General features: G+C 44.0%; 20 protein-coding genes. 7 read left to right on the top strand and 13 right to left on the bottom strand.

All coding sequences use genetic code 11. The features are described 5' to 3' along the window. Nucleotides 1–26: 26 nt before the first annotated feature. The 5 genes from ACSLP7_RS03325 to ACSLP7_RS03305 are packed head-to-tail and all read right to left on the bottom strand — an operon-like array spanning nt 27 to nt 5,179. Complete coding sequence (locus ACSLP7_RS03325; RefSeq protein ID WP_435577998.1) at nt 27–1,418, bottom strand: exonuclease domain-containing protein; 1,392 nt, start codon at nt 1,416–1,418, stop codon at nt 27–29. Beyond that, on the bottom strand, nt 1,418–2,074 hold the full coding sequence (locus ACSLP7_RS03320) for a YggS family pyridoxal phosphate-dependent enzyme (protein ID WP_435577997.1): 657 nt from the start codon (nt 2,072–2,074) through the stop codon (nt 1,418–1,420). The genes ACSLP7_RS03325 and ACSLP7_RS03320 overlap by 1 nt, the downstream gene beginning before the upstream one ends. Next, on the bottom strand, nt 2,075–3,310 hold the full coding sequence (locus tag ACSLP7_RS03315; protein ID WP_435577996.1) for a DUF1015 domain-containing protein: 1,236 nt from the start codon (nt 3,308–3,310) through the stop codon (nt 2,075–2,077). It lies immediately after the preceding gene. Between the two features lie 3 nt (nt 3,311–3,313). Then, nucleotides 3,314–4,201, bottom strand: a complete 888-nt coding sequence (locus ACSLP7_RS03310) for a 3-hydroxybutyryl-CoA dehydrogenase (RefSeq protein ID WP_435577995.1) — start codon at nt 4,199–4,201, stop codon at nt 3,314–3,316. A 12-nt stretch (nt 4,202–4,213) separates the two neighbouring features. Continuing rightward, nucleotides 4,214–5,179 (bottom strand): Gfo/Idh/MocA family oxidoreductase, encoded by a 966-nt coding sequence (locus tag ACSLP7_RS03305; RefSeq protein ID WP_435577994.1) that lies wholly within the window; start codon nt 5,177–5,179, stop codon nt 4,214–4,216. 160 nt (nt 5,180–5,339) lie between these two features. Here ACSLP7_RS03305 and ACSLP7_RS03300 point away from each other — a divergent pair, with 160 nt between their 5' ends. Beyond that, nucleotides 5,340–5,981, top strand: coding sequence for a protein-L-isoaspartate(D-aspartate) O-methyltransferase (locus ACSLP7_RS03300; RefSeq protein ID WP_435577993.1), 642 nt, complete (start codon nt 5,340–5,342; stop codon nt 5,979–5,981). Between the two features lie 2 nt (nt 5,982–5,983). Here the strand turns inward: ACSLP7_RS03300 and ACSLP7_RS03295 are convergent, their stop codons facing one another. Beyond that, nucleotides 5,984–6,748 (bottom strand): XRE family transcriptional regulator, encoded by a 765-nt coding sequence (locus ACSLP7_RS03295; protein ID WP_435577992.1) that lies wholly within the window; start codon nt 6,746–6,748, stop codon nt 5,984–5,986. 51 nt (nt 6,749–6,799) lie between these two features. On the opposite strand from ACSLP7_RS03295, the gene ACSLP7_RS03290 reads away from it, so the two are divergent. Both ACSLP7_RS03290 and dinB read left to right on the top strand, forming a co-directional pair. Further along, complete coding sequence (locus ACSLP7_RS03290) at nt 6,800–9,769, top strand: DNA polymerase III subunit alpha (RefSeq protein WP_435577991.1); 2,970 nt, start codon at nt 6,800–6,802, stop codon at nt 9,767–9,769. Continuing rightward, nucleotides 9,766–10,983, top strand: a complete 1,218-nt coding sequence (dinB, locus tag ACSLP7_RS03285; protein ID WP_272832024.1) for a DNA polymerase IV — start codon at nt 9,766–9,768, stop codon at nt 10,981–10,983. Before ACSLP7_RS03290 ends, dinB begins: the two co-directional genes overlap by 4 nt. A 12-nt stretch (nt 10,984–10,995) precedes the next feature. Here dinB and ACSLP7_RS03280 read toward each other — a convergent pair whose 3' ends face one another. Further along, complete coding sequence (locus tag ACSLP7_RS03280) at nt 10,996–13,470, bottom strand: DUF5686 and carboxypeptidase regulatory-like domain-containing protein (protein WP_435577990.1); 2,475 nt, start codon at nt 13,468–13,470, stop codon at nt 10,996–10,998. Nucleotides 13,471–13,549: 79 nt separating this feature from the next. Next, nucleotides 13,550–14,017, bottom strand: a complete 468-nt coding sequence (gene smpB / locus ACSLP7_RS03275) for an SsrA-binding protein SmpB (RefSeq protein ID WP_291181894.1) — start codon at nt 14,015–14,017, stop codon at nt 13,550–13,552. 97 nt (nt 14,018–14,114) lie between these two features. Between smpB and ACSLP7_RS03270 the strand changes: the two genes are divergently transcribed. Beyond that, nucleotides 14,115–14,921: a DUF6503 family protein gene (locus tag ACSLP7_RS03270; RefSeq protein WP_435577989.1), complete on the top strand. Its 807-nt coding sequence runs from the start codon at nt 14,115–14,117 to the stop codon at nt 14,919–14,921. 89 nt (nt 14,922–15,010) lie between these two features. Beyond that, entirely contained in the window at nt 15,011–15,679 is a 669-nt protein-coding gene (locus tag ACSLP7_RS03265; RefSeq protein ID WP_435577988.1) for a DUF6503 family protein, read from the top strand. Here the strand turns inward: ACSLP7_RS03265 and ACSLP7_RS03260 are convergent. The 5 genes from ACSLP7_RS03260 to clpB all read right to left on the bottom strand — a co-directional run bounded on the left by ACSLP7_RS03260 (nt 15,676) and on the right by clpB (nt 21,188). Next, the gene (locus ACSLP7_RS03260; protein ID WP_435577987.1) at nt 15,676–16,191 is read right to left on the bottom strand and encodes a SixA phosphatase family protein; all 516 of its coding nucleotides are present in this window, start codon (nt 16,189–16,191) and stop codon (nt 15,676–15,678) included. The genes ACSLP7_RS03265 and ACSLP7_RS03260 overlap by 4 nt on opposite strands. 278 nt (nt 16,192–16,469) lie before the next feature. After that, nucleotides 16,470–16,955 carry an acyl-CoA thioesterase gene (locus tag ACSLP7_RS03255; protein ID WP_435577986.1) on the bottom strand — a complete coding sequence of 162 codons (486 nt, stop codon included), beginning with the start codon at nt 16,953–16,955 and terminating at the stop codon, nt 16,470–16,472. Nucleotides 16,956–16,992: 37 nt separating this feature from the next. Beyond that, nucleotides 16,993–17,586, bottom strand: coding sequence for a TetR/AcrR family transcriptional regulator (locus ACSLP7_RS03250; protein WP_435577985.1), 594 nt, complete (start codon nt 17,584–17,586; stop codon nt 16,993–16,995). 53 nt (nt 17,587–17,639) lie between these two features. Further along, nucleotides 17,640–18,500 carry a TraB/GumN family protein gene (locus tag ACSLP7_RS03245; RefSeq protein ID WP_435577984.1) on the bottom strand — a complete coding sequence of 287 codons (861 nt, stop codon included), beginning with the start codon at nt 18,498–18,500 and terminating at the stop codon, nt 17,640–17,642. Nucleotides 18,501–18,587: 87 nt separating this feature from the next. After that, nucleotides 18,588–21,188: an ATP-dependent chaperone ClpB gene (gene clpB / locus ACSLP7_RS03240; RefSeq protein ID WP_435577983.1), complete on the bottom strand. Its 2,601-nt coding sequence runs from the start codon at nt 21,186–21,188 to the stop codon at nt 18,588–18,590. A 162-nt stretch (nt 21,189–21,350) separates the two neighbouring features. Here clpB and ytxJ point away from each other — a divergent pair, with 162 nt between their 5' ends. Then, nucleotides 21,351–21,743 (top strand): bacillithiol system redox-active protein YtxJ, encoded by a 393-nt coding sequence (ytxJ, locus tag ACSLP7_RS03235; protein WP_435577982.1) that lies wholly within the window; start codon nt 21,351–21,353, stop codon nt 21,741–21,743. A 53-nt stretch (nt 21,744–21,796) separates the two neighbouring features. Next, nucleotides 21,797–23,311: a poly(ethylene terephthalate) hydrolase family protein gene (locus ACSLP7_RS03230; RefSeq protein ID WP_435577981.1), complete on the top strand. Its 1,515-nt coding sequence runs from the start codon at nt 21,797–21,799 to the stop codon at nt 23,309–23,311. Nucleotides 23,312–23,314: the final 3 nt, after the last annotated feature.

Below are 23,314 nucleotides of genomic sequence, written 5' to 3'. Positions count from 1 at the left end.
CCTGTAAATTTAAAAGAAAATTTAAGCTAGTTAAAATTAGAGCCGTTTTGTAGTTGCTCTAGGGGTATTACTTTGAGTACTTTTTTGCGTCTTAAAAAAGAGTGGATGATGTGTTGGGCATCTCTATTGTCCTCCATAGGAGAGATGATAGAACGCAGTATTTCCAAGTTGTTGATCTGATAATTCAGATTAAAAAACCCAAAGCCTTTATAGCTTCCCTCTTCAATGAGAATTACCGACCGCTCATCAACTTCACGGCCGTGGTCAATGATCACCATATTCTGATTTTCATAACTGTGCATCGCCAAAAAGCGTTCTACACGAGCGTTGTAGTCTGCTACAGGTTCTTCACCTATGCAGGCCCCATAACACTCTTTTATGGTTTGCAAGAAGCAGGGCCCTGCTGTCTTGTGGAGGCCTGTATGTTTCTGACACAATTGGTGCTGTTCGGTAATTTTGAAAAGTTGGGACTTGGCTTGTTGGTAATTGGTAAAGGTGGTTATGGCCGGTTTGTTCAAATTGGTCTTTTCAATTTTGAACTGCAAATAACCCGCTTCATCTTTAGTGAGTCCTAATTGGTAATTGTAGATCGTTTTGCGCAAAGCCCGGTTGTAAACGGGTTTGTTGCGTTTGATCTCTTCGGATTCTTTGAGTTGGGCGATGAGATCACTTCCTGTTGCCTCGTAAGTAACGGCCGCTACTTCCAATTGGATCTTTTTGGATTTTCTGTTGTCTGAGGTGAAATGCTGATTCAGCCGCTTTTTGATGTTGCGACTCTTTCCAATGTAAATGATGCTTCCGTCCTCCCGATGCATATAGTAGACCCCGGTCACAGAAGGAGTAGCCTCGATCATATCGAGCAATTTGGGCTCCAACTGCCGTTTGGCTTCCATTCTCACTGTCTGACTGATGATCTCTTTTTTCTGATCCTTGGTGAGCAGGAGTTTAAAAAGACTCACCGTAGCCTTGGCATCACCTGCCGCACGGTGCCTATCGCTTAAAGGAATCCCTAAAGAGCGCACCAATTTCCCCAAACTGTAAGAAGGCATGTCTGGGATCAGTTTTTTGGACAATTCCACAGTACAAAGGGACTCGCGCTGATAGTCATAACCCAAACGATCAAACTCTGTTCTGAGGATACGCGTATCAAACTGCGCGTTGTGAGCTACTAAAATACAGCCTTCCGTGATCTCAATGATACGCTTAGCAACTTCATAGAATTTAGGCGCATTGCGGAGCATCTCGTTATTAATACCCGTAAGGTTGACCACAAAAGGTTGGATCTTGCGCTCTGGATTCACCAAGCTGATAAACTGATCCACCACCTCATGGCCGTCAAATTTATAGATAGCGATCTCGGTAATACCTTCTTCGTTGTATTTTCCGCCCGTGGTTTCTATGTCTAAAATCGCGTACATTAATGATAATTGCGGGCACCGAATATAGCACTACCCACTCGAACCATGGTGCTCCCTGCTGCAATGGCAATAGGGTAGTCGCCACTCATTCCCATGGAGAGAACGTTCCAAGATTCAGATTGTTGGTGTGCGTCGTACTTTTCTTTTAAGATTTTGAATTCGCGCTGCAATTGTAGCTCATCGTTGGTAAAGGTGGCCATTCCCATCAATCCTACAATTTGAACATTATCGAGTGCTAATGATTTTTTCTGATCGATCAATTCTGATAGTTCCTGTGGAGGAAGTCCGAATTTACTATCCTCCTCAGCGATCTTGAGTTGGATCAAACAGTTGATCACCCGATCGTGCTTTTTTGCCTGCTTATTGATCTCTTTAAGCAATTTGATACTGTCTACAGCGTGGATCAGACTCACAAAAGGCGCCATATACTTGACCTTGTTGGTCTGCACATGCCCGATCATATGCCACTGAATATCCTTGGGCAATTCCTCCCATTTTGTGGCCATTTCCTGGATCTTGTTCTCACCAAAGATTCGTTGCCCGGCATCATAGGCTTCCTGCAGATCTTCCACAGGTTTGGTCTTAGATACTGCAACTAGCGTGACCTGCTCTGGGAGCTTTTCCTTGAATTGCTTTATGTTTTCTGATATACTCATTTAGAATTCGTAAACCGTAATGCCCGATCGTAATTTAGGCAGAATATAAGTACTCTTTGGTGGCATAGTCAATTGCTCATCTGCTACGGCTTTGAGTTCATCGACATTAACGGCGACCATACTAAAACCTAAGGCGTATTTCCCGGAGTCCACGGCGTCTTTTATGTTGAATTGTCCTTCACGCTCGCTGTGGTAGCCCAAACGTTTGTCGGTCCTTGGATCCTTGATCCCTAAAATTGGCTGTAAAATAGTATCCAATAGCAATTGAGAATCCAAGGCCTGCAAGGCATCTTTAAATTCCACTTTGAATTTACGCAAATAGAGTGAATAATATTCGCCATCTAAATACATCCCAAAGTGATGTTTCTTGCTCGGCTCGTATGGACTCACCCCGCGATTTTCTATGCGGAAGTATTCGTCTAGTTTTATGAGTAAAGCCTCTTTGCTCAACCCGTTGAGATCCTTGATCATGCGATAAAAGGCTTCAATACGCAGATCGCTCTCTGGGATCAAATAGCTCATAAAATAGTTGTAGCTATCCCTGCCTTCTCCTAAAGGACTTCCTTCCATCTGTTTTGCCAAGCGCACTGAACTCGCGCAGCGGTGGTGTCCGTCCGCAATGTAGATCTGAGACATTTCTGCAAAACAAGCCTTAATGCCTTTCACTAGCTCAGGATCACTTACGGGCCAGAGGTAGTGGGTGTCTCTAAAGGTAGTAGTGAATTCATATTCGGCCCGCACTTGAACCACGGCATGCATAATGTCTTCTAGCGGATCATTGGCCGGATAGGTGAGCAGGACCGGTTCTGCATTGAATCCTACGGTATGTAGGTATTGGGTGAATAAGGTCTCGCGCTGTGCTAGAGTATCCTCATGTCTTTTGACAATATTGTTTTGGTAATCTTCGGTGCTGACAGCAGCGATGATTCCACGGTAGGTGTGTCCATCTCGATCAATAATCTGATACACATAATAGCAAGCTTGCGGATCTTGGATCAGATTGCCTTCTTCTTTAAACTCCAAATACCGATTGCGCACCATCTCAAAACGCTCTTTCCCGGAGAGTTTCTTTTGGTATTTAAAACCGGGATTGATGATGTGCAAAAAAGAGAAGGGATTGGCCTTCATACGCGCGTTGCGCTCGCTAGGCAGGTAGGTGTCGTAAGACCTACTGACCATTATACTGACCAGTTCGCGTGCCGGTCTTACTGCGGCAAAAGGACGAACATCAGCCATAGACTATGCGAACATTGCCGCAACCTTTTCGGCCTTGCGACTTTCTGAATAATCGTAGAATCCTTCTCCGCTCTTAACGCCGAGTTTCCCTGCCATTACCATATTGACAAGCAATGGGCAAGGAGCGTACTTAGGATTCTTAAAACCTTCATACATCACATTTAGAATAGAAAGACATACATCGAGCCCTATAAAATCTGCCAATTGCAAAGGTCCCATTGGGTGGGCCATTCCGAGCTTCATTACCGTATCGATCTCCTGAACTCCGGCAACGCCATTGTAAAGGGTTTCAATAGCCTCATTGATCATCGGCATCAAAATACGGTTAGCCACAAATCCAGGATAGTCATTCACTTCTACTGGAACCTTGTTGAGTTTCTTAGAAATCTCTGCCACCGTAGTGTAGGTTTCTTGGCTGGTATTATATCCTTTGATGATCTCTACCAATTTCATGATCGGCACAGGGTTCATAAAGTGCATTCCAATGACCATTTCTGGGCGAGAGGTTACTGCCGCGATCTGTGTGATGGAGATGGACGAGGTGTTGGTAGCCAAGATCGTATCGTCCGGACAAAGCTTGTCCAAATCTTCAAAGATCTTGAGCTTTAGGTTTACGTTTTCTGTAGCCGCTTCTACTACCAAGCTCGCGTATTCCACACCTTCTTCCAAACTGGTGTAGGTGGTGATATTACCCAGGGTACGCGCTTTGTCTTCTTCACTGATCTTTTCTTTAGCTACCATACGGTCCAAATTCTTAGTGATGGTGGCCATTCCTCGGTCTAAAGAGGCCTGAGAGATATCAATCAGCTGTACTTTATAATCGAATTGGGCAAAAGTGTGGGCAATTCCATTACCCATAGTTCCTGCACCGATTACGGCTACATTCTTCATATATACTGTATTCTAGTTGTTAAAGTTTTCAATGACTTGCATGGCCAGGCGCAAAGCCTCTGTTCCTTGATGCAAGCTTACAATTGGTGTTTTATCATCTTTGATGGCCTGTGCAAAAGTATTGAGTTCATCCAAGATGGCATTGTTAGGAGTCACCTCCGGATTATCAAAATAGATCTGCTTTTTAAGCCCATCAGCATTGGTAAGGATCATGGCAAAGTCATCTGGAGTCTCTGGGGCGTCCATCATTTTAACCACCTCACATTTCTTTTCCAAAAAGTCTACAGAGATATAAGCATCTTTTTGGAAGAAACGACTCTTACGCATATTCTTGAGTGAAATCCTACTGGCTGTTAGATTGGCGATACAACCGTTTTCAAATTCGATACGAGCGTTAGCAATATCTGGAGTAGAGCTGATCACAGAAACGCCGTTAGAGGTCACACTCTTTACCGGTGATTTTACCACACTCAAGATCACATCAATATCGTGGATCATCAAGTCGAGCACTACAGAAACGTCTGTACCTCTAGGGTTGAATTCTGCCAAGCGATGACTTTCAATGAACATAGGATTGTCAAATCGATCCACAACCGCTCTAAAGGCTGGATTGAAACGTTCTACCTGTCCAACTTGTCCACGCACCTTGTGTTTTTTTGCTAAAGCTCTTAAGGCTTCAGCTTCTTCAACGGTGGTGGTGATTGGTTTTTCAATAAACAAATGCTTTCCGGCTTCAATGACTTTTTTAGCAGTGTCAAAGTGATAGAGGGTAGGCGTTACTACATCCACCATATCGCAGTCGGCGATAAGAGCGTCTAACGAAGGATAGGCTTTGTAGCCAAATTCTTCCGCGATGGCAGCAGCCTGCTTCGGGTCTGCATCGTAGAATCCCATCAACTCGTATTGATTGGATTCTTGCAATAGTTTTAAATGGATCTTTCCCAGATGCCCAGCACCTGCAACACCGGCTTTAAGCATAGTTTTTGATTGTTGATTTTGACGGCAATTAGAGCAGATTTGATAGCCCTATTTGCCTTAACAAAAATAGCATTTATTCCCCGAACTACACAGGATAAATCGGTCGCGATTTTTGCAGGAAAGCTTTTTGTTCGTTTTCTTTGTGAGACTCAAATTAACCGTGAAAGATTCCTTCAAACATCAAGGCAAACGCAAGCAATTGGTCGATGTGATCAAGGCCAAAGGCATTACCGATCCAGCAGTATTAAATGCTATTGGCAAGATCCCGAGACATTTATTCATGGATTCCAGCTTTTTAGATCACGCATATGCCGATAAGGCTTTTCCTATTGCTGCGGATCAAACCATTTCACAACCTTATACCGTAGCGCGTCAAAGCGAGCTTTTGCAAGTCAAGCCTGGAGATAAGATCTTGGAAATTGGCACGGGCAGTGGTTATCAAACTGCTGTACTTATGGAAATGGGCGCTACGGTCTTCACCATTGAGCGTCAAAATGAACTGTTCAAAAAAACGCAGCTCTTCCTGCCTAAATTGGGCTATCGCCCCAAACGACTGATTTTTGGAGACGGTTATAAAGGCTTGCCGGAATTCGCTCCTTTTAACGGAGTGATCGTTACCGCTGGAGCTCCTTTTGTACCTAAACCACTTATGGCACAGCTCGCCATTGGAGGCCGCTTGGTGATTCCTGTAGGCGAGAAGGTACAGATCATGACGGTATACACCCGCGAATCAGAAACTAAGTTCGTGAAGAAAGAATACGGCGAGTTCCGTTTTGTGCCGCTTTTGGAGGATAAGAACTAGTATTATCTCAAACTCTGCAATTCCACTTGCAATTCGGTAAGCATCTGTGCAATGCTGCTTATTTTTAGTTCTTGAGCGTCGTATTCCTGAGTGTTGATGGAACAAGTGAATTCCCAAAGTTCAACGATCTCTACGGCTGGAACCTCAAAGGCCTCATAGGCTTTGTTGTCAGAGACTAAACGAATGCTCCCTTGAGTCTTTAAATTGTTCTCTACACGTTTATAGGTGATCCCGTTGTTTAGGGTTACTACCACATAAGTGGTTCCGTTTTTAATGTCATCCAGGCTTTCCACAAAACGCGCCACGACATAAGATCCGTCTTTAAGCGGCAGCATGGAATCTCCTTTAATAGGGAAGGCGCGGTGCTTTCCGGTAGGCAAGAAGGGCAGTTTGATCTTTTCCAGCTGTTCTATGTATTCCGGGTCATCATAGCCCAACAAATAACCCGCAGAAGCCTTTACCGGCACTACTTCAATGACGTTTTCGTTGGCCTCGTCCACCTGAATGGGAAACAGTACCCGTTGCTGCCCGATCTCAATAAAGGAGTGGTCTTGGGCACTGGTCAAGTCGTTCTTGATCAAGATATCCACGGGAATCTTAAAGAAGTCAGATAAAGCTACCAACATAGCAATGGGCGGTTCCGAACGGCCTTCTTCATAAGAGCCGATACGCGAACGCGGTACTTGCAGCTCTTCCGCGAACTGTTCTTGAGTGAGTCCGCGGAGCTTGCGCAGGTGTCTGATGTTTTTGTGAATAATTTTATTCATTTACTACAAATATAAGCAATAATTACTACAAATGATAGCTAATTTTGAAATGTGTTTCTCAATACCCATACATACTACAGTTTGCGCTACGGTACTTTTGCTCCGGAACCCTTGCTGGAAGCGGCTTCCAGTCTAGGAATACAGCAAATGGCCTTTACGGACATCAACAGTGTTTCGGCCTGCTTTGACCTGCTCAGATTGGGTCATAAATACGGTATCAGACCGGTAGTTGGCGTGGATTTTAGAAACGGAGCCGAACAGCAATTCATCGCCTTGGCCAAAAGCCACAAAGGCTTTGCGCAGATCAACTGCTATTTATCTCATTTTTTGCATGAAGATCTACAGATTCCTGCACGGGCAGCTACACTTGAAGACAGTTTTATAATCTACCCTTTTGCGAGTTTTAAGGGAACCAAATTAGCCGAGCACGAGTTTTTAGGCGTCTGCCCTCAGGATCTGAATCGATTGAAATTCTCCCCCTGGCTCAAGCGCAAACACAAGTTGGTTGCTCTTTATACGGTGAGCTTTGCAGGTAAACGCAGTTTCAATACTCACAGACTTTTGCGAGCCATAGACAACAATACGCTTTTAAGCAAGTTACCAGAATCTGAGCAAGGTCTGGAGACACATATTTTGTGTGCGCCTCAGGCTTTACAGCAGCAATATGCAGCCTTTCCGTTTTTGTTGGACAATGCCACAGCTTTGTTAGAGGCTTGCCGTTTTGAGTTTGATTTTTCTAACGAGACGCCCAACAACCAAAGGACCTATACGGGCAATGCCGAGTTGGATTTTAGACTGCTCAAAAAACTGACCTATCAAGGTTTGGCCTACCGATACGAATCCGCGGACGATAAGATCTTAGACCGTATTCAGAAGGAACTGAAAATAGTTCGCGAGATGGGCTTTGTCTCGTATTTCTTGATCAATTGGAAGATCCTAAAATACGCCCGTTCTAAAGGCTATTTCTATGTGGGTCGAGGCAGTGGTGCCAACAGTATAGTTGCCTATTTGCTGCGGATCACAGACGTAGACCCCATTGAGTTGGATCTCTACTTTGAACGATTCATAAATCTGTACCGCAAAAACCCACCCGATTTTGATATTGATTTCTCTTGGAGTGATCGGGACGATGTGACTCAGTTCATCTTTAAACGTTTCCCGAACTGTGCTTTGCTCACGGTTTACAACACCTTTAAATACAAGGCCGCTGTCCGTGAATTGGGGAAGGTCTTTGGTTTGCCCAAGGCGGAGATCGACCTGCTTTCTGCGGGCAGCTATGTCTTTGAACAATTGGATTCCCTTTCTCGTTTGGTGGTGACCTACAGCAAGCGTATTCAGGGCTTTCCTAACTATCTGGGAATCCACGCCGGAGGCATTCTCATTGCGGAAAAGCCCATACATTATTACACCGCTACTTTCATGCCGCCCAAGGGTTTTCCCACCACCCAGTTCGATATGGTAGTTGCAGAAGATGTTGGCCTGTATAAGTTTGACATTCTGAGTCAGCGCGGGCTGGGTAAGATCAAGGAGACCGTAGGTATTGTGGCTTACAATCGCCCCAAACAAAAGCCCATAGATATTCACGACATCAAAGGTTTTAAAGAGGACGAACGCATCAAATACCTGCTGCGCAATGCCAAGGCCATTGGGTGTTTCTATGTGGAATCTCCAGCCATGCGGATGCTGCTTAAAAAGCTTCGGGTGGATGATTATTTAGGATTGGTTGCTGCCAGTTCAGTGATCCGTCCCGGGGTTTCCAAATCTGGAATGATGCGGGAATACATACTGCGCTACCGTTTTCCGGAAAGGCGTAAGGATGCCCATCCGATCTTACTAGACATCATGCCAGAGACCTACGGAGTTATGGTATATCAAGAAGACGTGATCAAGGTGGCGCACTATTTTGGTGGGTTGACTTTAGGTGAGGCCGATATGCTGCGCCGCGGAATGTCTGGGAAATTCCGTTCCCGGGAAGAGTTTGCCAAGGTAAAGGATCAATTCTTTATGAACTGCCGCAATGCCGGTAAACCCGATGCTTTAATCGCAGAGATCTGGCGACAGATAGAGAGTTTTGCTGGTTATGCTTTTGCAAAAGGACACTCAGCTTCTTATGCAGTGGAGAGCTATCAGAGTCTGTATCTCAAGGCCTATTTTCCTTTGGAGTATATGGTGGCGACCATCAACAATTTTGGCGGTTTTTACCGTACGGAATTCTATGTGCACGAGGCGCGTTTGCACGGCGGAATCATTGAGCCGCCCTGCGTGAACACCAGCAAACACGAGACCATCATCAAAGGCAAGCATATTTATTTGGGCTTTATGTTTTTGCACGCCTTTGAGAGCAATACAGCTAAGGCCTTACTCAGTGAACGCGCAGCTAATGGCCCTTTTAAAAGTCTGGATGATTTTATAGAACGGGTGCCAGTAGGTATGGAGCAGCTCGCCATTTTGATCAAAATAGATGCCTTTCGTTTTACAGGAGTCAACAAACGGGAACTGCTTTGGGAAGCTCATATGAAACTGGGTAAAACGGCAGTAGCAGAACCCATGCCTTCACTCTTTAAGGCAGAGAAGGTCAACTATCAAACCCCGGAGCTCAGCACCACGGTTTTAGAAGATGCTTTTGATCAGATGGAGCTTTTGGGCTTTCCGCTGTGTTCGCCTTTTTTCTTACTGCTGAATCCGGGTGGGAATACTTTGAGGGCCCGACAACTAATGGCCTACATCAGCAAGACCATAACCATAGAAGGCTATTTGGTGACCACCAAACGCACCAACACCACAGGTGGAAAGGGGATGTTCTTTGGCAACTTCTTAGACCGTGATGGCGATTTTATTGACACCGTACATTTCCCGCCGGTGGCCAAAAGATACCCCTTTAGGGGCAAGGGAATTTACCGAATCACGGGCGTAGTGATGGAAGAATTTGGATGTGTATCGGTAGAGGTGAGTAGGATGGAGCGATTGCCCATCATTGCGGATCCGCGTTATGCCGATTCTAAAAAAGGATTGCGAATATGAACAGTGAACGCGCGATAGTACATATGGATCTGGACACCTTTTTTGTGTCCTGTGAGCGGCTATTAGACAGCCGATTGGAAGGAAAACCGGTATTGATTGGTGGAACCACAGACCGCGGAGTAGTGGCCTCTTGCAGTTATGAGGCCCGTACTTTTGGAATACATTCGGCCATGCCCATGCGGATGGCCAAACAACTTTGCCCGGAGGCGATAGTGCTGCGGGGAAATTCTGGGGTCTATTCTAAATTCTCTGATATGGTTACCGATGTGATCAAAGAGAGTGTCCCGCTTTACGAGAAGACCTCTGTAGATGAGTTTTACATTGACCTTACGGGAACAGACCGCTTTTTTGGATGTCATAAAATGGCTTCGGAGCTGCGGGATCGGATCATCAAAGAGACGGGGCTGCCCATTTCCTTTGGGCTTTCTACCAACAAAACCGTTTCTAAGATTGCTACCGGAGAGGCCAAACCCAACAATAAGATCCGCATAAAGAAAGGCAATGAAAAACCTTTCCTCTCGCCGCTTTCTGTGCGGAAGATCCCGATGGTTGGAGAGGTGACCTACCGTTCGCTTTGCGATCTGGGGATCAAGCGGATTCAAACCATTCAAGAGATGCCTTTGGATATGATGGCCAGGGTCTTTGGCAAGAACGGACAGGTGATCTGGCGCAAGGCCAATGGGATAGACCCTTCACCAGTGGTGCAATACCACGAACGCAAATCCATTTCTACAGAACGCACCTTTGATCGGGACACCACAGATCCGCAGAAATTAAAAGGAATACTGACCGCCATGGCGGAGAATCTCATCTACCAACTGCGTCGGGGGGATAAGCTTACGGCTTGTGTTACGGTAAAGATTCGCTATTCAGACTTTCAAACCTATACCATGCAAAAGCGCATTCCCTATAGTGCAGCAGACCACAAGATATTGCCGGTGATCATGGAGCTGTACAAAAAGCTCTATCAACGCAGACTTTTGGTGCGTTTGATTGGTGTGCGATTCAGCCATTTGGTCTCTGGTGGACAACAGATCGACCTGTTTCAAGACAATGACAAGATCATCAACCTCTACCAGGCCATGGATAAAATGCGTGCCCGATATGGCGATCGGGCGGTGATCAAAGCTGCTGGGATGAATGCAAAGAGTATTGGGCGCTGGAATCCTTTTACTGGGGAACCGCCGCCGCTACTAGCCAACAGAAGGCAATAGTATTTAGAGATCTTAATCCAAGAAGTCTAAGAACTTCAGGCCAAAGACGAAAATACCGTCATTAACTCCGTTAAGACTGGAGCGTACGTAATCGATCCGCAGCAAACGATACTTGCCCCAACCAATATTATCCAAACCAAAAGAATACTCGTAATAAGGCTTGTTGCCCACGGTGCTCAGTACGTGTCCGCCTACCACTAAATTAAAGTTGAGTTGATTCAAACCTGGGATCTTTCCTAAAAGCCAACCGTTAAAATGATGCTCGGCATGGAATTCCATATACGAATCGTTAGTGCTCAAAGCGTAATAGGGCAGGTTGTTGAATACATTGGTATACACCCCACCATCATTGACTCGGGTCTGATTGCCGTTAAAGTGTTGGAAGTCTACAAAGGAGATATCTTCTCCATTGACAAAGGTTCCTCCTTTTAGGTTGTAACGGAATCGGCCTTTGTTGCCAATTCTAAAGCTCTGATACAAGCCCGCACTGAATTGGTGAAAGTTGTAATTCTCATTAGAAGCCGAGAATCCGCCTTCATAGTTCAGCTGAATTCGTGGAAAACGATTGTCACCACCCACATTGAACTTAAAGTCTGGGTAGCTCATGTATTTCTGCCCAATGGTGATAAAAGCGCTCACCCCAGCCTTGACAATATTGTGTTTATCAATCGCGGCATTTTCAAAGTCTGTGGGGTCTAGCGGATTGTTGGAGGTATATGAAACTCCAGAATTCCTAAACCAAACCTGATCGGAATTATTGAACAGCGGTACCCGTTCTTCATAAGCCAAGCGGCTGGTCAAAAATAAACCGTTCACCACTTCTTGTCCGTAGTTTATGGCTCCCGAGCGCAGCTCATAGGCTTTTAAGAAGTTACGTTCAAAGGCCAAACTGCTAATCGCGTTTACAAAGGGTGAAATGGGTTCACTGCCGTTAAACTGTTCTACGGTGACACCTCCGCTCACACTGAGTCGGGCGCGGTTTTTGGCGTTGAATCTATAAGTAGCCCTGGCGTTGAATCGGAAGCGGTCATCATCTATGCCGTAATTAAAGCGCGAATTAAAACTCAACCAGCGGGTATAATTCTCATCAAAGCCTTTAAAAAAGCTCAAGCCTACTTCCGGTGCATAACCTTGAATGGTATTGAATTGAAAGCTTGGGCCATCATAAGTGACGTTCCAACGCTTATAGCTGTTTCTATAAGTATAACCCGTAAGCGGTGCTAATAGTGAAGGCCTATTGTTGCCGGCGTCAATAGAATCTAAATAGGTTTTGGATTTGCGTAAGGTCTGAATGCTGTCTTTACGCACATAGTCGGAGATCTCTTCTGGCGTTAAAGGCACAGGTCTAACTTGATTCCAATACAAAGAATCCTTTTCATTGGCATTGTCCACAAAGGTGAGTACCTCATTGGTAAAGCTGGATCTGGTGAAGCCAGGGTCAAAGTTGTAATTGCTGTAAACTGCCGTAAAACGTCCGTCTCCATTCAAACCAAAGAGTCCAAAGCTAAAGTCAATGGTTTGGGATATCTTCACCCAAAACTCCTTTTGCTTATCATAGGTGAAGTTTTGTTTGAAGACCAATTCTTTGACAAAGGGAATTTGAATGGCCGTGCCTGAGGTGGTCAAATCAATTCCGTAGAACTCCCAATCGTCCTCAACAATGTAGACGTAACCTTGCCAAACCCGGTCCTGACTGCGTTTTGGAGTCACCAAGATCTTATTGATCAGTTTCCCATCTTCATAAAAAACACCTTCTAATTTATAGCGATAGTATTCCAAAGCATTACTGGCAATGGGTGATACCAATTGCGCGTTGATCTCAATGGTGTTGTTGTAAAAGGAGAAGTTCGCATCTCCGGCGCTGTTAAAACTAAAGCCATTATCGTTACCGCTCACTTTAGAAGCGATGATCTTTTCTTTAAAGTCCTTCGGTTCTTGATAGGCAATCTCGGAGATGGTCTCAGAAAGATAAATGATTCCGGTGCGCGTAGAATCCAAAGCGCCGCCAAAGTCGCCGACTTCCTCTCCCATGATCCGCTCAGGGGCTTCAGTAACCTTCCAAAGGCCTTTGGAGTAGAAATCTGCGGTATATGCGGAAATGCGTTGACTGTTCTGTTTTCTATTGGCAATAGCAGCTCTTATAATTCGATAGGCCGGATCTTCACTGGCATCGATCACTACTTCATCCAAACTCAAACTGGTCGCCTCCAAACTCACATCCAGCGTCTGAGATCCTCCTTTATAGTTCACGGTTTTGCTCAAGGTTTCAAATCCCAAATATTGGAACACTAAAGTGTAATCTCCAGAATTAGGGAGTTCTAAGACATAATTCCCCAATTCATTAGAAGTAGTTCCCAGATAGCTGTCTTGGACAAAGATGTTTACAAAGGGCAGGGGTTCTCCGGCTTTATCAGTTACCCGTCCCTTGATTTGTGCTTGGGATAAGGTGGTGACTAAAAATAGGAGTAGGAGTAGCGGTTTTTGCATGGTCAATGTTTTGAGGCAAATAAAATCAATGGCGCGCTATACACTTCTTAAAAAAGTGTTAGCTAACATAAATTTACCATTAATTGTTAAAGTTCTTCTTGATCCTGCTAAGGTTACGCTTGTTGTCTCTGTCTTTTATAGTATCGCGTTTGTCGTAGAGTTTTTTACCTCGACATAGGGCGATCTCTAACTTGGCAAGCCCACGATCGTTAGTGAACAATAATAGGGGGATGATCGTAAGTCCAGAGTTCTTCACCTCTTTTTCGAGCTTTTTGAGCTCGTTTCTGTTTAAAAGGAGCTTGCGCTCGCTCTTGGGTTTGTGATTGAAGTGCGTCGCATGCGAATATTCCTCTATGGTCATATTGATCGCAAACAACTCTCCATGGTCATTGAACTCACAGAAACTCTCCGCAATAGAGGCTCGCCCTTCACGAATCGCTTTGATCTCCGTACCAGCCAGAACTATCCCAGCGGTATACCGATCCAAGATCTCGTATTCAAAGCGCGCTTTGCGGTTTTTGATTTGTACTTGCTTCTGTAAACTCATGCGGCAAATTTAACACTAAATCTAATTTCTAGGGGTCTTATCAAAATTTTAAGAGCGGGGAACTGCGGCAGATTGCGTGTTCTGTGTATTTTGTTTAATGACCACATCAAGAATATTCCTTTTGCTCTGTTTTGTAAGTCTGATGAGTTGCAATCAGGGCGCGAAGAATCGAGAAGAACAACAACCCGATCCCAGAACGGTTAAGCCGAATTTTACTGCCCAACAATTGGTGGATCGTGCTATTGAGTTTCACGGAGGTGACAAGTTTGAAAGTGCGGAGATGACCTTTAAATTCAGGGATTACGAGTATCGTTCCCTTCAAGAGGGAGGACAGTTTACTTTAGATCGGATTTCATACAACAAGGCCATCGGCAAGATCACGGACCGCGTCACTAATGCGGGTTATACCCAAGTTCTGAATGATGAGTTTGAGATGAATATAGTCGATTCCATGAAGGTTAAATTTACCAACAGCGTGAATTCTGTACACTATTTTGCTCGTTTGCCTTATGGCTTAAACGATGCTGCGGTTCAGAAAAAACTCCTCGGAACGGATTCAATTAAAGGGAAGACCTATCACGAAGTAGAAGTTCGCTTTAAGCAAGAAGGTGGTGGTGTGGATTTTCAGGATGTATTTGTCTACTGGTTTGATACCGAGACCGGTTCTATGGACTATTTGGCATATTCCTATGAGACCGAGGGAGGAGGAATTCGTTTTAGAGCGGCAACGAATCCTCGTGAGATCAATGGTATCCGCGTTCAAGATTATATCAACTACAAGCCAAAAGGCCTCGATGTAGCTTTAGAAGACCTGGATTACCTTTACGAGCAAGGAAGCTTAATAGAAGTGTCTAAGATCGAATTGGAAAATGTAACTGTACAAATTACGGATGAAGCAAATTAAACTTTTTATAGCAGCCCTAATTACAATGGCAGCAATGGTAAGCTGCCAAGAGGTAGAGCCCCCAACAACAAATTCAGCCCAGAGCTTTATTGGATAGCGCAATAGCTGCCCATGGGGGAGGACATTATGACGGAGCTACCATTAGTTTTGGTTTGAACAATTACGATTTTAAACTCAAGCGAGAAGGTTATACTTATGACTATGAGATGTCTCAGGAAAAAGATGGCGTCTTACACAAGGTGAATACTTATAACGGCGGATTGACCTATAAAATGGGCGATAGTCTGGTTGATCATGGCGGCCGCCAAATGACTTTGATCAGAGAGCGCGTTAATAATGTAGCCTATGACTTCTACATTCCCTATTCGCTTACAGGGAATGATGTGATCCTAGAGTACATGGGGATGGAGGACATGCGTTTAAAGCCTTATCACAAGCTAAAGGTGAGTTATAAGCAGATTCCTGGAGGCGATCCTGATCACAGAGCTTATGTGCTTTGGATCAATGAAGATACCTATGAGATCGATTTCATCGCTAAACAAAATGATGAAGCCAGTGGCAGAAAGCAATTCATGGCCGCTGCTTATAAGCGTCGTGTAAACGGCATGCTCTTTTCAGATTTTGAACTTTATCAGACCGCAGGTCGCAATAAAGACGTGCGTATTGACTCTTTAGGAATTGCTTATAATACTGGAAATATGCAACGCAAAGCGGTCACTACCTATATGGATGTGGCAGTAAGTCTTCCAGAAAACTAATTGATCTGTACTATTTGCACAGACACCGTTTCTCCAACCTTGGTGACAATATAAAGGCCGCCGTTGTTGTTGTCTGCCATCCAAGGATACTTTTCTTCTCCTAAAACAGCATTGACAAATACGGGTGTGGTATTGCTATGCCCCACAACTAGGACCGTTTTGCCGGCTGTAGCTGTGGCAAAATCATCATTGTACAGATCACTTGGGTCATAGGACAATACTTCAAGCCCTTTAGAAGCTGCTGTAGGAGCCGCTGTTTGCTGGGTTCGGTTATAATCGGTGCTGTAAACGGCATCAAAATCAACCGTAGAAAAGACTTTGGCCCAATTTTCAGAACGTAGAAGGCCTGCTTGAGTTAAGTCTGGATTTTTATTGTTTGCGTTGGAGCGGTCCTTTTCTGCGTGTCTAATGCAGTAATAAACGGTTGTGGATTCCTCTTGAGCGGATTGCATCTGCGCGCTTAAAGGGCTGCAGAGCGTCAAAAAGAGAATTAGAGAGGCAATAGATTTCATACAGTTTGCTTTACAGCATTGGAAGGTATAAAATAAAATTGCCTAAAAGAAGCGCTGTGCTTCCTTTAGGCAACCACCAATTCAGGTTCTTTCTTACAACATGCTGACAGAAAGTGAGTAGAATAGTGTTACTAGTGTAACAACCCCAACGTAAACGGCTAAGGCGTGATTGCGTCTAGGTTGTATCTTTTTGCTGATTGTAGTTTCCATGATCTTCATTTTTTGGCGTTTCGTTTTTTAATTTGATACACCCATATGACGACCGAGAAAAATCTTTGTTACACCTTTTGCGACCGAAATGTCGAAATTCGCTGCTCAAATGTCGTTTCAGGCAGCGGATTTGCTACTGCTTCGAAAAGATTCATAAATTTTTCAGAATGTTGCTCTTTTTTCTGTGTTAAGAGGTTGAAATGCACAAAGTTACTCCACATGAAGGCTTTGAGGTCTCCTTTTTTCAATCCGCTCATCCGCATCTCAACTAGCAGTGAATTGTCTGAAAATTGCAACAATTGACTGCTTATTTTGACTTCCTCCATGGTAAAGGCAGGTTTGATATAAGCGATCTGTGTGCTACCTACAACCCAGCTCTTTCCTTCTTTGCGTCCCATTTCATAAATATCGATCCCGTAATGCTCTATGAGTTGATCCTCACGAGCGTTGATCATATAGTTGAGGTATTCGGCATTGTTGAGGTGATTGAAGGGATCACAATCTTGAAATCGGATCTTACTTACACTTTCGAGTACTTTAGGTAATTTCTCCATAATAAAATACCAATCGGTATATTTTTAGTTAAAAAAATTAGGTTTCGTAGTTTTTTATCAATTGATCCAAGGCATCTACAGCAGCAACCACATAACTGTGATCGTCCATAGTTTGCATCATAAAAATTGCGCCTTGAATTCGCGTATACATGAGTTTGCCAAATTCCATTTGGGCAAATTCTTCTTTAAGATCGCCTTCAGCAACAGCTAGTTCAACCAGGCCTTGTATGTGCTGCTGACTTTTTGAGATCACGCGCTGTACTTGTGCCATAAGTGGACTCTCATTGTGATGGGCATCCACGCCAATATTTAAAATAGGGCAACCGCCTAACTTTCTGCTAAACTGATAGTAAGAACGGTAAAATTCGGTGATCTTATAAAGCGCACCCAAAGCGGAATCACTTTCTTGTTGGTGTAAACTGATCTGTTTAAACAGCTCGTTTACGTTGTATTTAAAGGCAGCAATAGCCAAGGCCTCCTTGGATTCAAAGTTGCCGTAAATGGCGCCTTTGGTCAAGCCCGTGGCTTTGGTCAAGTCGTTCATAGAAGTAGCTGCATAGCCCTGTTGATTGAAAATAGGAGCTACAGTTTCAACAATGAATTTGGACGTTCGTTCTGCCTTGGTAAGCATAATTACTGTTAATTATACTACCAAAGATAATAAAAAATACCAAACGGTATATTTTATTCTTTTAAAGGCTTCAATGTATAGCCAGCTTCACGAAGTAAATTGATCACGCCATTTTCACCACCTAAATGTCCTGCACCAACTGCGTAGAACACACTTTGATCCTTGGAAAGCATTCCCATTTTAGGAATCCAATCCATGTTTCTGTCATCTATTATGAGGGGTAAATACTCTGCCGGAAAGATTGCAGGATCATTTATGGTGTATTCATACATCCCTTGTATGTCCTGAGCATTGTAAAGCTCCACCATAGTATAAAAATCTTTCTTACAACGTTCAACGCCACGCTCAGCCATAACTAAAAGGCAACGGGCCTGATCCGCGTAAGGAATTTCATCAAAAAGATCATTTTGAAAATCGAAGGTTTCCAAACCTTCAATCTCTTTTCTTCCTCCCAGATGGTTCATCAGTTTAACTTCTACGCCTTCTATATTACAAGAGAGTAGGGCCGTGATCAAAGCAAATTGGGTGTAATAGGGCTTTACATTTTTCAGCTGCTCATAATTTAGGCCTTCAAAACCATTTACAAAGTTTTTCACTTTGGCTTCTTCTTCCTCGGAAAAGAAATCGCTTAAACTCTGATTGTCAGCCATTATAAGACTGGCTGGATCAATTTGAGCGTATGCTGGATCGTCCATGTCAACTTCAAGGACTAAAAGGTCTGTATTGTCCATGGTGTTGTAGACAAGCTCAGGGAGCTGTAGTTTACAGCCTATATGAATGGTTCCTAGTAGGTAAGAAGGTTCTTCTAGACCATTTCCAGTGATCTCCCAGAGGTTAGAATTTTCAAGATTTTGTGTTTTACAACTAGATAGAATAGTGACCGCTAGACCAAGGCCAAGTAGAAATTTTTGCATACGATGAATTTACTATGGGTTGTATATGCATAGGGGTTGTTACAAAAAAGCCCCCCATTTTGGGAGGCTTTTAACGTTCAGGTCTCATTAAGAATTGACCAAATCGTTTTGATTTCTAAAGACCAATTTGCCGTCAAAACTGTCCAACAGGATGATACTTTCTGCGGATACAGTTCCGGCTAAGATCTCTTTAGATAGCGCATTGAGCACCTCTCTTTGAATAACTCGCTTTACCGGTCGGGCTCCGAACTGCGGATCAAATCCACGTTCGGCCAAAAAGGCGATGGCCTCATCGGTAGCATCTAAAGTGATGTTTTGCTTATTGAGCATTTTGATCACTGCTTTGAGCTGCAGTCCCACAATTTGAGCAATATCAATCTTTGTAAGTGGTGTGAATAAAATGATGTCATCAATTCGATTCAAGAATTCAGGTCGCACAGCTTGTTTTAAGAGACCGAGCACATCTACCTTGGCCGCTTCCATAGCACTGTCCAGATCTTTGATCGCTTCAAATCGCTCCTGAATAATAGTACTACCCATATTGGAGGTCATGATGATAATGGTGTTCTTAAAATCAGCGACGCGCCCTTTATTATCTGTTAAACGGCCTTCATCCAACACTTGTAATAAAATGTTGAAGGTGTCGGGATGTGCCTTTTCAATTTCATCCAAAAGGACTACGGAGTAAGGTCTGCGTCTCACAGCTTCCGTGAGCTGTCCGCCTTCATCATAGCCTACATATCCTGGAGGTGCTCCCACCAAACGGCTCACGCTGTGTCTCTCCTGATATTCACTCATGTCTATTCGTGTCATGGCATTTTCATCATTGAAGAGATACTCGGCCAAAGCCTTGGCGAGCTCGGTTTTACCAACTCCTGTGGTTCCTAGAAATAAGAAGGATCCAATCGGCTTTTTAGCATCCTGAAGCCCTGCGCGTGAACGTCTAATAGCATCACTTACCGCGGTAATGGCTTCTTGCTGTCCTACCACACGTTTGTGCAGTTCTTGCTCCAATTGCAGCAGTTTTTCGCGTTCACTTTGCAGCATCTTGGTCACGGGAACTCCCGTCCATTTAGCCACTACTTCAGCGATGTCCTCATGAGTGACCTCTTCTTTGATCAAAGCAGAACCTTGCTGGGCAGCCAATTCAGCTTGTTTGATGTCTAAAGCTTCTTGGGCTTCTTTGATCTTTCCATACCGCAGTTCAGCAACCTTTCCGTAATCGCCTTCGCGTTCGGCGCGTTCGGCTTCTAACTTATAGGCTTCAATTTCAGTTTTGATCTGCTGCACGCTATCGACCACCTCTTTCTCTTGCTTCCATTTGGCGTGGATCTCGTTGCGCTCTTCTTTGAGGTTGGCCAGATCTGCTCTTAGGATCTTAAGCTTGGCTTCATCCTTTTCGCGTTTAATGGCTTCAATCTCAATTTCCAACTGCATGATCTTACGGTCGAGTACATCCAACTCTTCAGGTTTGGAGTTGATCTCCATCCGTAGCTTTGAAGCCGCTTCATCCATAAGGTCAATGGCTTTGTCCGGTAAGAATCTATTAGTGATGTAGCGTTGAGAAAGTTCCACAGCACCTATAATGGCGTCGTCTTTGATACGCACCTTGTGGTGATTTTCATATTTCTCTTTGATCCCTCTGAGGATGGAAATAGCACTCTCGGTATCGGGCTCATCTACTTGTACCTTTTGGAATCGACGCTCTAGAGCCTTGTCCTTTTCAAAATACTTTTGGTACTCATCAAGGGTAGTGGCTCCAATGGCGCGCAATTCTCCGCGGGCCAAAGCCGGTTTGAGAATATTGGCTGCATCCATGGCTCCTTGACCACCTCCGGCACCTACCAGGGTGTGAATCTCATCAATGAATAGCACGATATCGCCGTCACTAGAGGTCACTTCTTTAATAACCGCTTTGAGGCGCTCTTCAAATTCTCCTTTGAATTTGGCCCCTGCAATTAAGGCTCCCATATCCAGGCTGTAGATCTGCTTTTGTTGCAAATTCTCAGGCACATCGCCGTCCACAATGCGGTGAGCAAGGCCTTCTGCTATGGCTGTTTTACCCGTACCGGGTTCTCCAACCAACATGGGGTTGTTTTTGGTTCGACGGGAGAGGATCTGCAGAATACGTCTAATCTCTTCATCACGACCAATTACCGGGTCCAATTTACCCTCTTGAGCCAACTGATTGAGGTTTTTGGCGTATTTGGCCAAGGAATTATAGGATTCCTCTGCGGAGGCAGAGGTTACGCGTTCTCCTTTGCGCAGCTCTTCTATGGCGGCTTCTAAAGTTTTAGTTGTCACGCCTTGATCTTTCAAGGCCTGAGCTATGGTGTTTTTGCTCTCAAAAATGGCGAGCAATAAATGTTCTATAGAGACGAACTCATCATCACGCTTTTTGGCGGTGATGGATGCATCATTGAGGATCTTGGCAGTTTCTCTGCCGAGCATAATGTCGGCTCCGCTCACCTTGGCTTTTCTCTGTAATTCTTTGTCCAGAATCTGCTCCAAGGCAGTGGGATTGACATTGAGCTTTTTAAGCAGGTAAGGCAGCACGTTCTCATCCACTTCAAGCATGGCCTTAAAAAGGTGCTCGGGCTCAATATGCTGCTGCGACAACTCTTGGGTAAGTTGATGTGCTTGCTGCACGGCCTCCTGCGATTTTATAGTGTAATTATTAAAATTCATTGTCTTTCCTTTGATTTGGATTCGCAACTATAGAATCAAAACTCAGACCAGAGTGAAAAACCGTCAAATTGACGTAAAGTCCTGCATTTTAGTACGACAGAATGGCAAGATCAGCCTTATAACCACTATGGAATCCTGATCTAAAACCTTTATTTTTGTGCTATGAGTCTGTTTAAAAAAATCTTCAATAGTGAATCGACCCCAAAAGAACCTCAATTTGAGATTCCTTGGATTCCACTAACCGACATCAAACAATTGGATGAGTTGGTTGAACTTTCAAAAACAAAACCCGTATTGATCTTCAAGCATTCTACACGATGTGGAATTAGCAGTATGACCATGCGCCAGTTCACAGGTTCCTATAAATACGAGGCTGCTCAGATCCAACCTTATTATCTAGACCTATTGTCTTACAGAGACCTCTCTAATGAGATCGCTATTCGATTTCAAGTGCTTCACCAAAGCCCACAGCTCATAGTGATCAAAAACGGATCAACGGTACACGCCGCTTCCCATTATGAGATTCAAGCTGCTAGTTTAGAGCGATTTATTTAAGAGTTACTGTAACAATTTTTTACTCGTAAGCTCTGTAGGGTAACACTATCCTTATGAGTAACTATTTTCTAGCACTACTATTTTTCATTTCGATTTCCGCCAAAGGACAAACCTCTGTAGCTGACTTAAATCTCGATTATGGCCCTTTTGAAGTAGGCTACCGCTACACAGAAATTGTGGACAATAGCCGGAGCTACAGCGTTAAAGGGAATTGGACCACAACAATGGTCGCACGTCCTATCCCTCTTAGTATTTGGTATCCAGCAAAGTCAACTGCCGCTTCAACTCCTATGAAGGTAATGGATTATATGCGTGTTCTCAAGTTGGAAGAAGAATGGGAACACTTACCAGATTCTCTAATCTTGAATTGGTTCTACTATGCACCAAATGCGCAGAACAAAGCCCATCTTTTGGAAGAAGTCAAGGCCGTAAACGATCAAACTGTGCGTCAAGGGAAGTACCCAGTAGTAGTATATGCCCCAAGTTATGGTGCGGCCTCATCGGAAAATTTTGCGCTCTGCGAGTATTTAGCCAGTCATGGTTATGTGGTTATTGCCAGTCCAAGCCGTGGTGCCTACAATCGCAGTTTCACGGGAGGTACGCTACTTGATTTGGAAACTCAGGCTCGTGATATTGAGTTTATCATTGACGCTTTGGATGATTTCAGTTATATAGATACAAGTAGAATTGCAACCATGGGCTTCAGTTTTGGGGGGATGTCTAATGTACTGGCAAGTATAAGAAACAAGCAGATCAAGGCAAATGTTAGTCTAGACGGAAGTGTAAAATATCAGTTTAAAACATTAGCAGCATCTCCTTTTTATCGTCAGGATGAATTCGCCATTCCTTTCATCCATTTTTCTCAAAAGGATATACCTGCGTTGGTTTTGGAGCAAGATGGAATTGATCCTGCATTGAATACAGATTTTGAGTTCTACGACCGTTTGAGCAAGGCTCCAGCCTATCAACTCAAGATGTTGGATTTGACACATGGCAATTTTAGCAGCTTTGGGGTCTTGTTTGCTAATCGCGATCAGCGACAAGACAAATCAGATCAACTCATTATGGAGTCTTATAGTATTCTTGCAGAGTACAGTCGCTATTTTTTGGATGCTTATTTAAAGACACAGGATGCAACAACAACAAACTTTGACGAGATTTTAAATAGTACCTCTCTCAGCTCCGAGCGGTTTACCTATCAAGCTAAGGCCAAGCAGTCTCCAAAAATGAACTTAGCGCAATTCAATGAACTTGCGGCAAAGCAGAATTACTCGGATCTTTTGAATTTATACACAAGCTTAAATCTCGAACAGAAATTTCACCAAGGAGATTTAAACAATTTAGGTCTACATTTATTTTTTAATCCAGAATTCCAGCAATCGGGAATCGCAGTACTCAAGTTTGCAACCGAGTTGTACCCAGAATCTGCCAATCTCTTTGACAGTCTTGGAGAAGCCTATTTCTTATCGAATCAATATCCCGAGGCCATTACTGCCTTTGAGCGTTCTTTGGTTCTGTATCCAGAGAATGTCAATGCAAAAAATAGACTTAAGGCCATGAAGCAGTAAGTT

This window comes from Gilvibacter sp. (genome assembly GCF_965601605.1).
GTDB lineage: Bacteria > Bacteroidota > Bacteroidia > Flavobacteriales > Flavobacteriaceae > Gilvibacter.
This window is presented reverse-complemented; position numbering and strand designations above follow the sequence as displayed.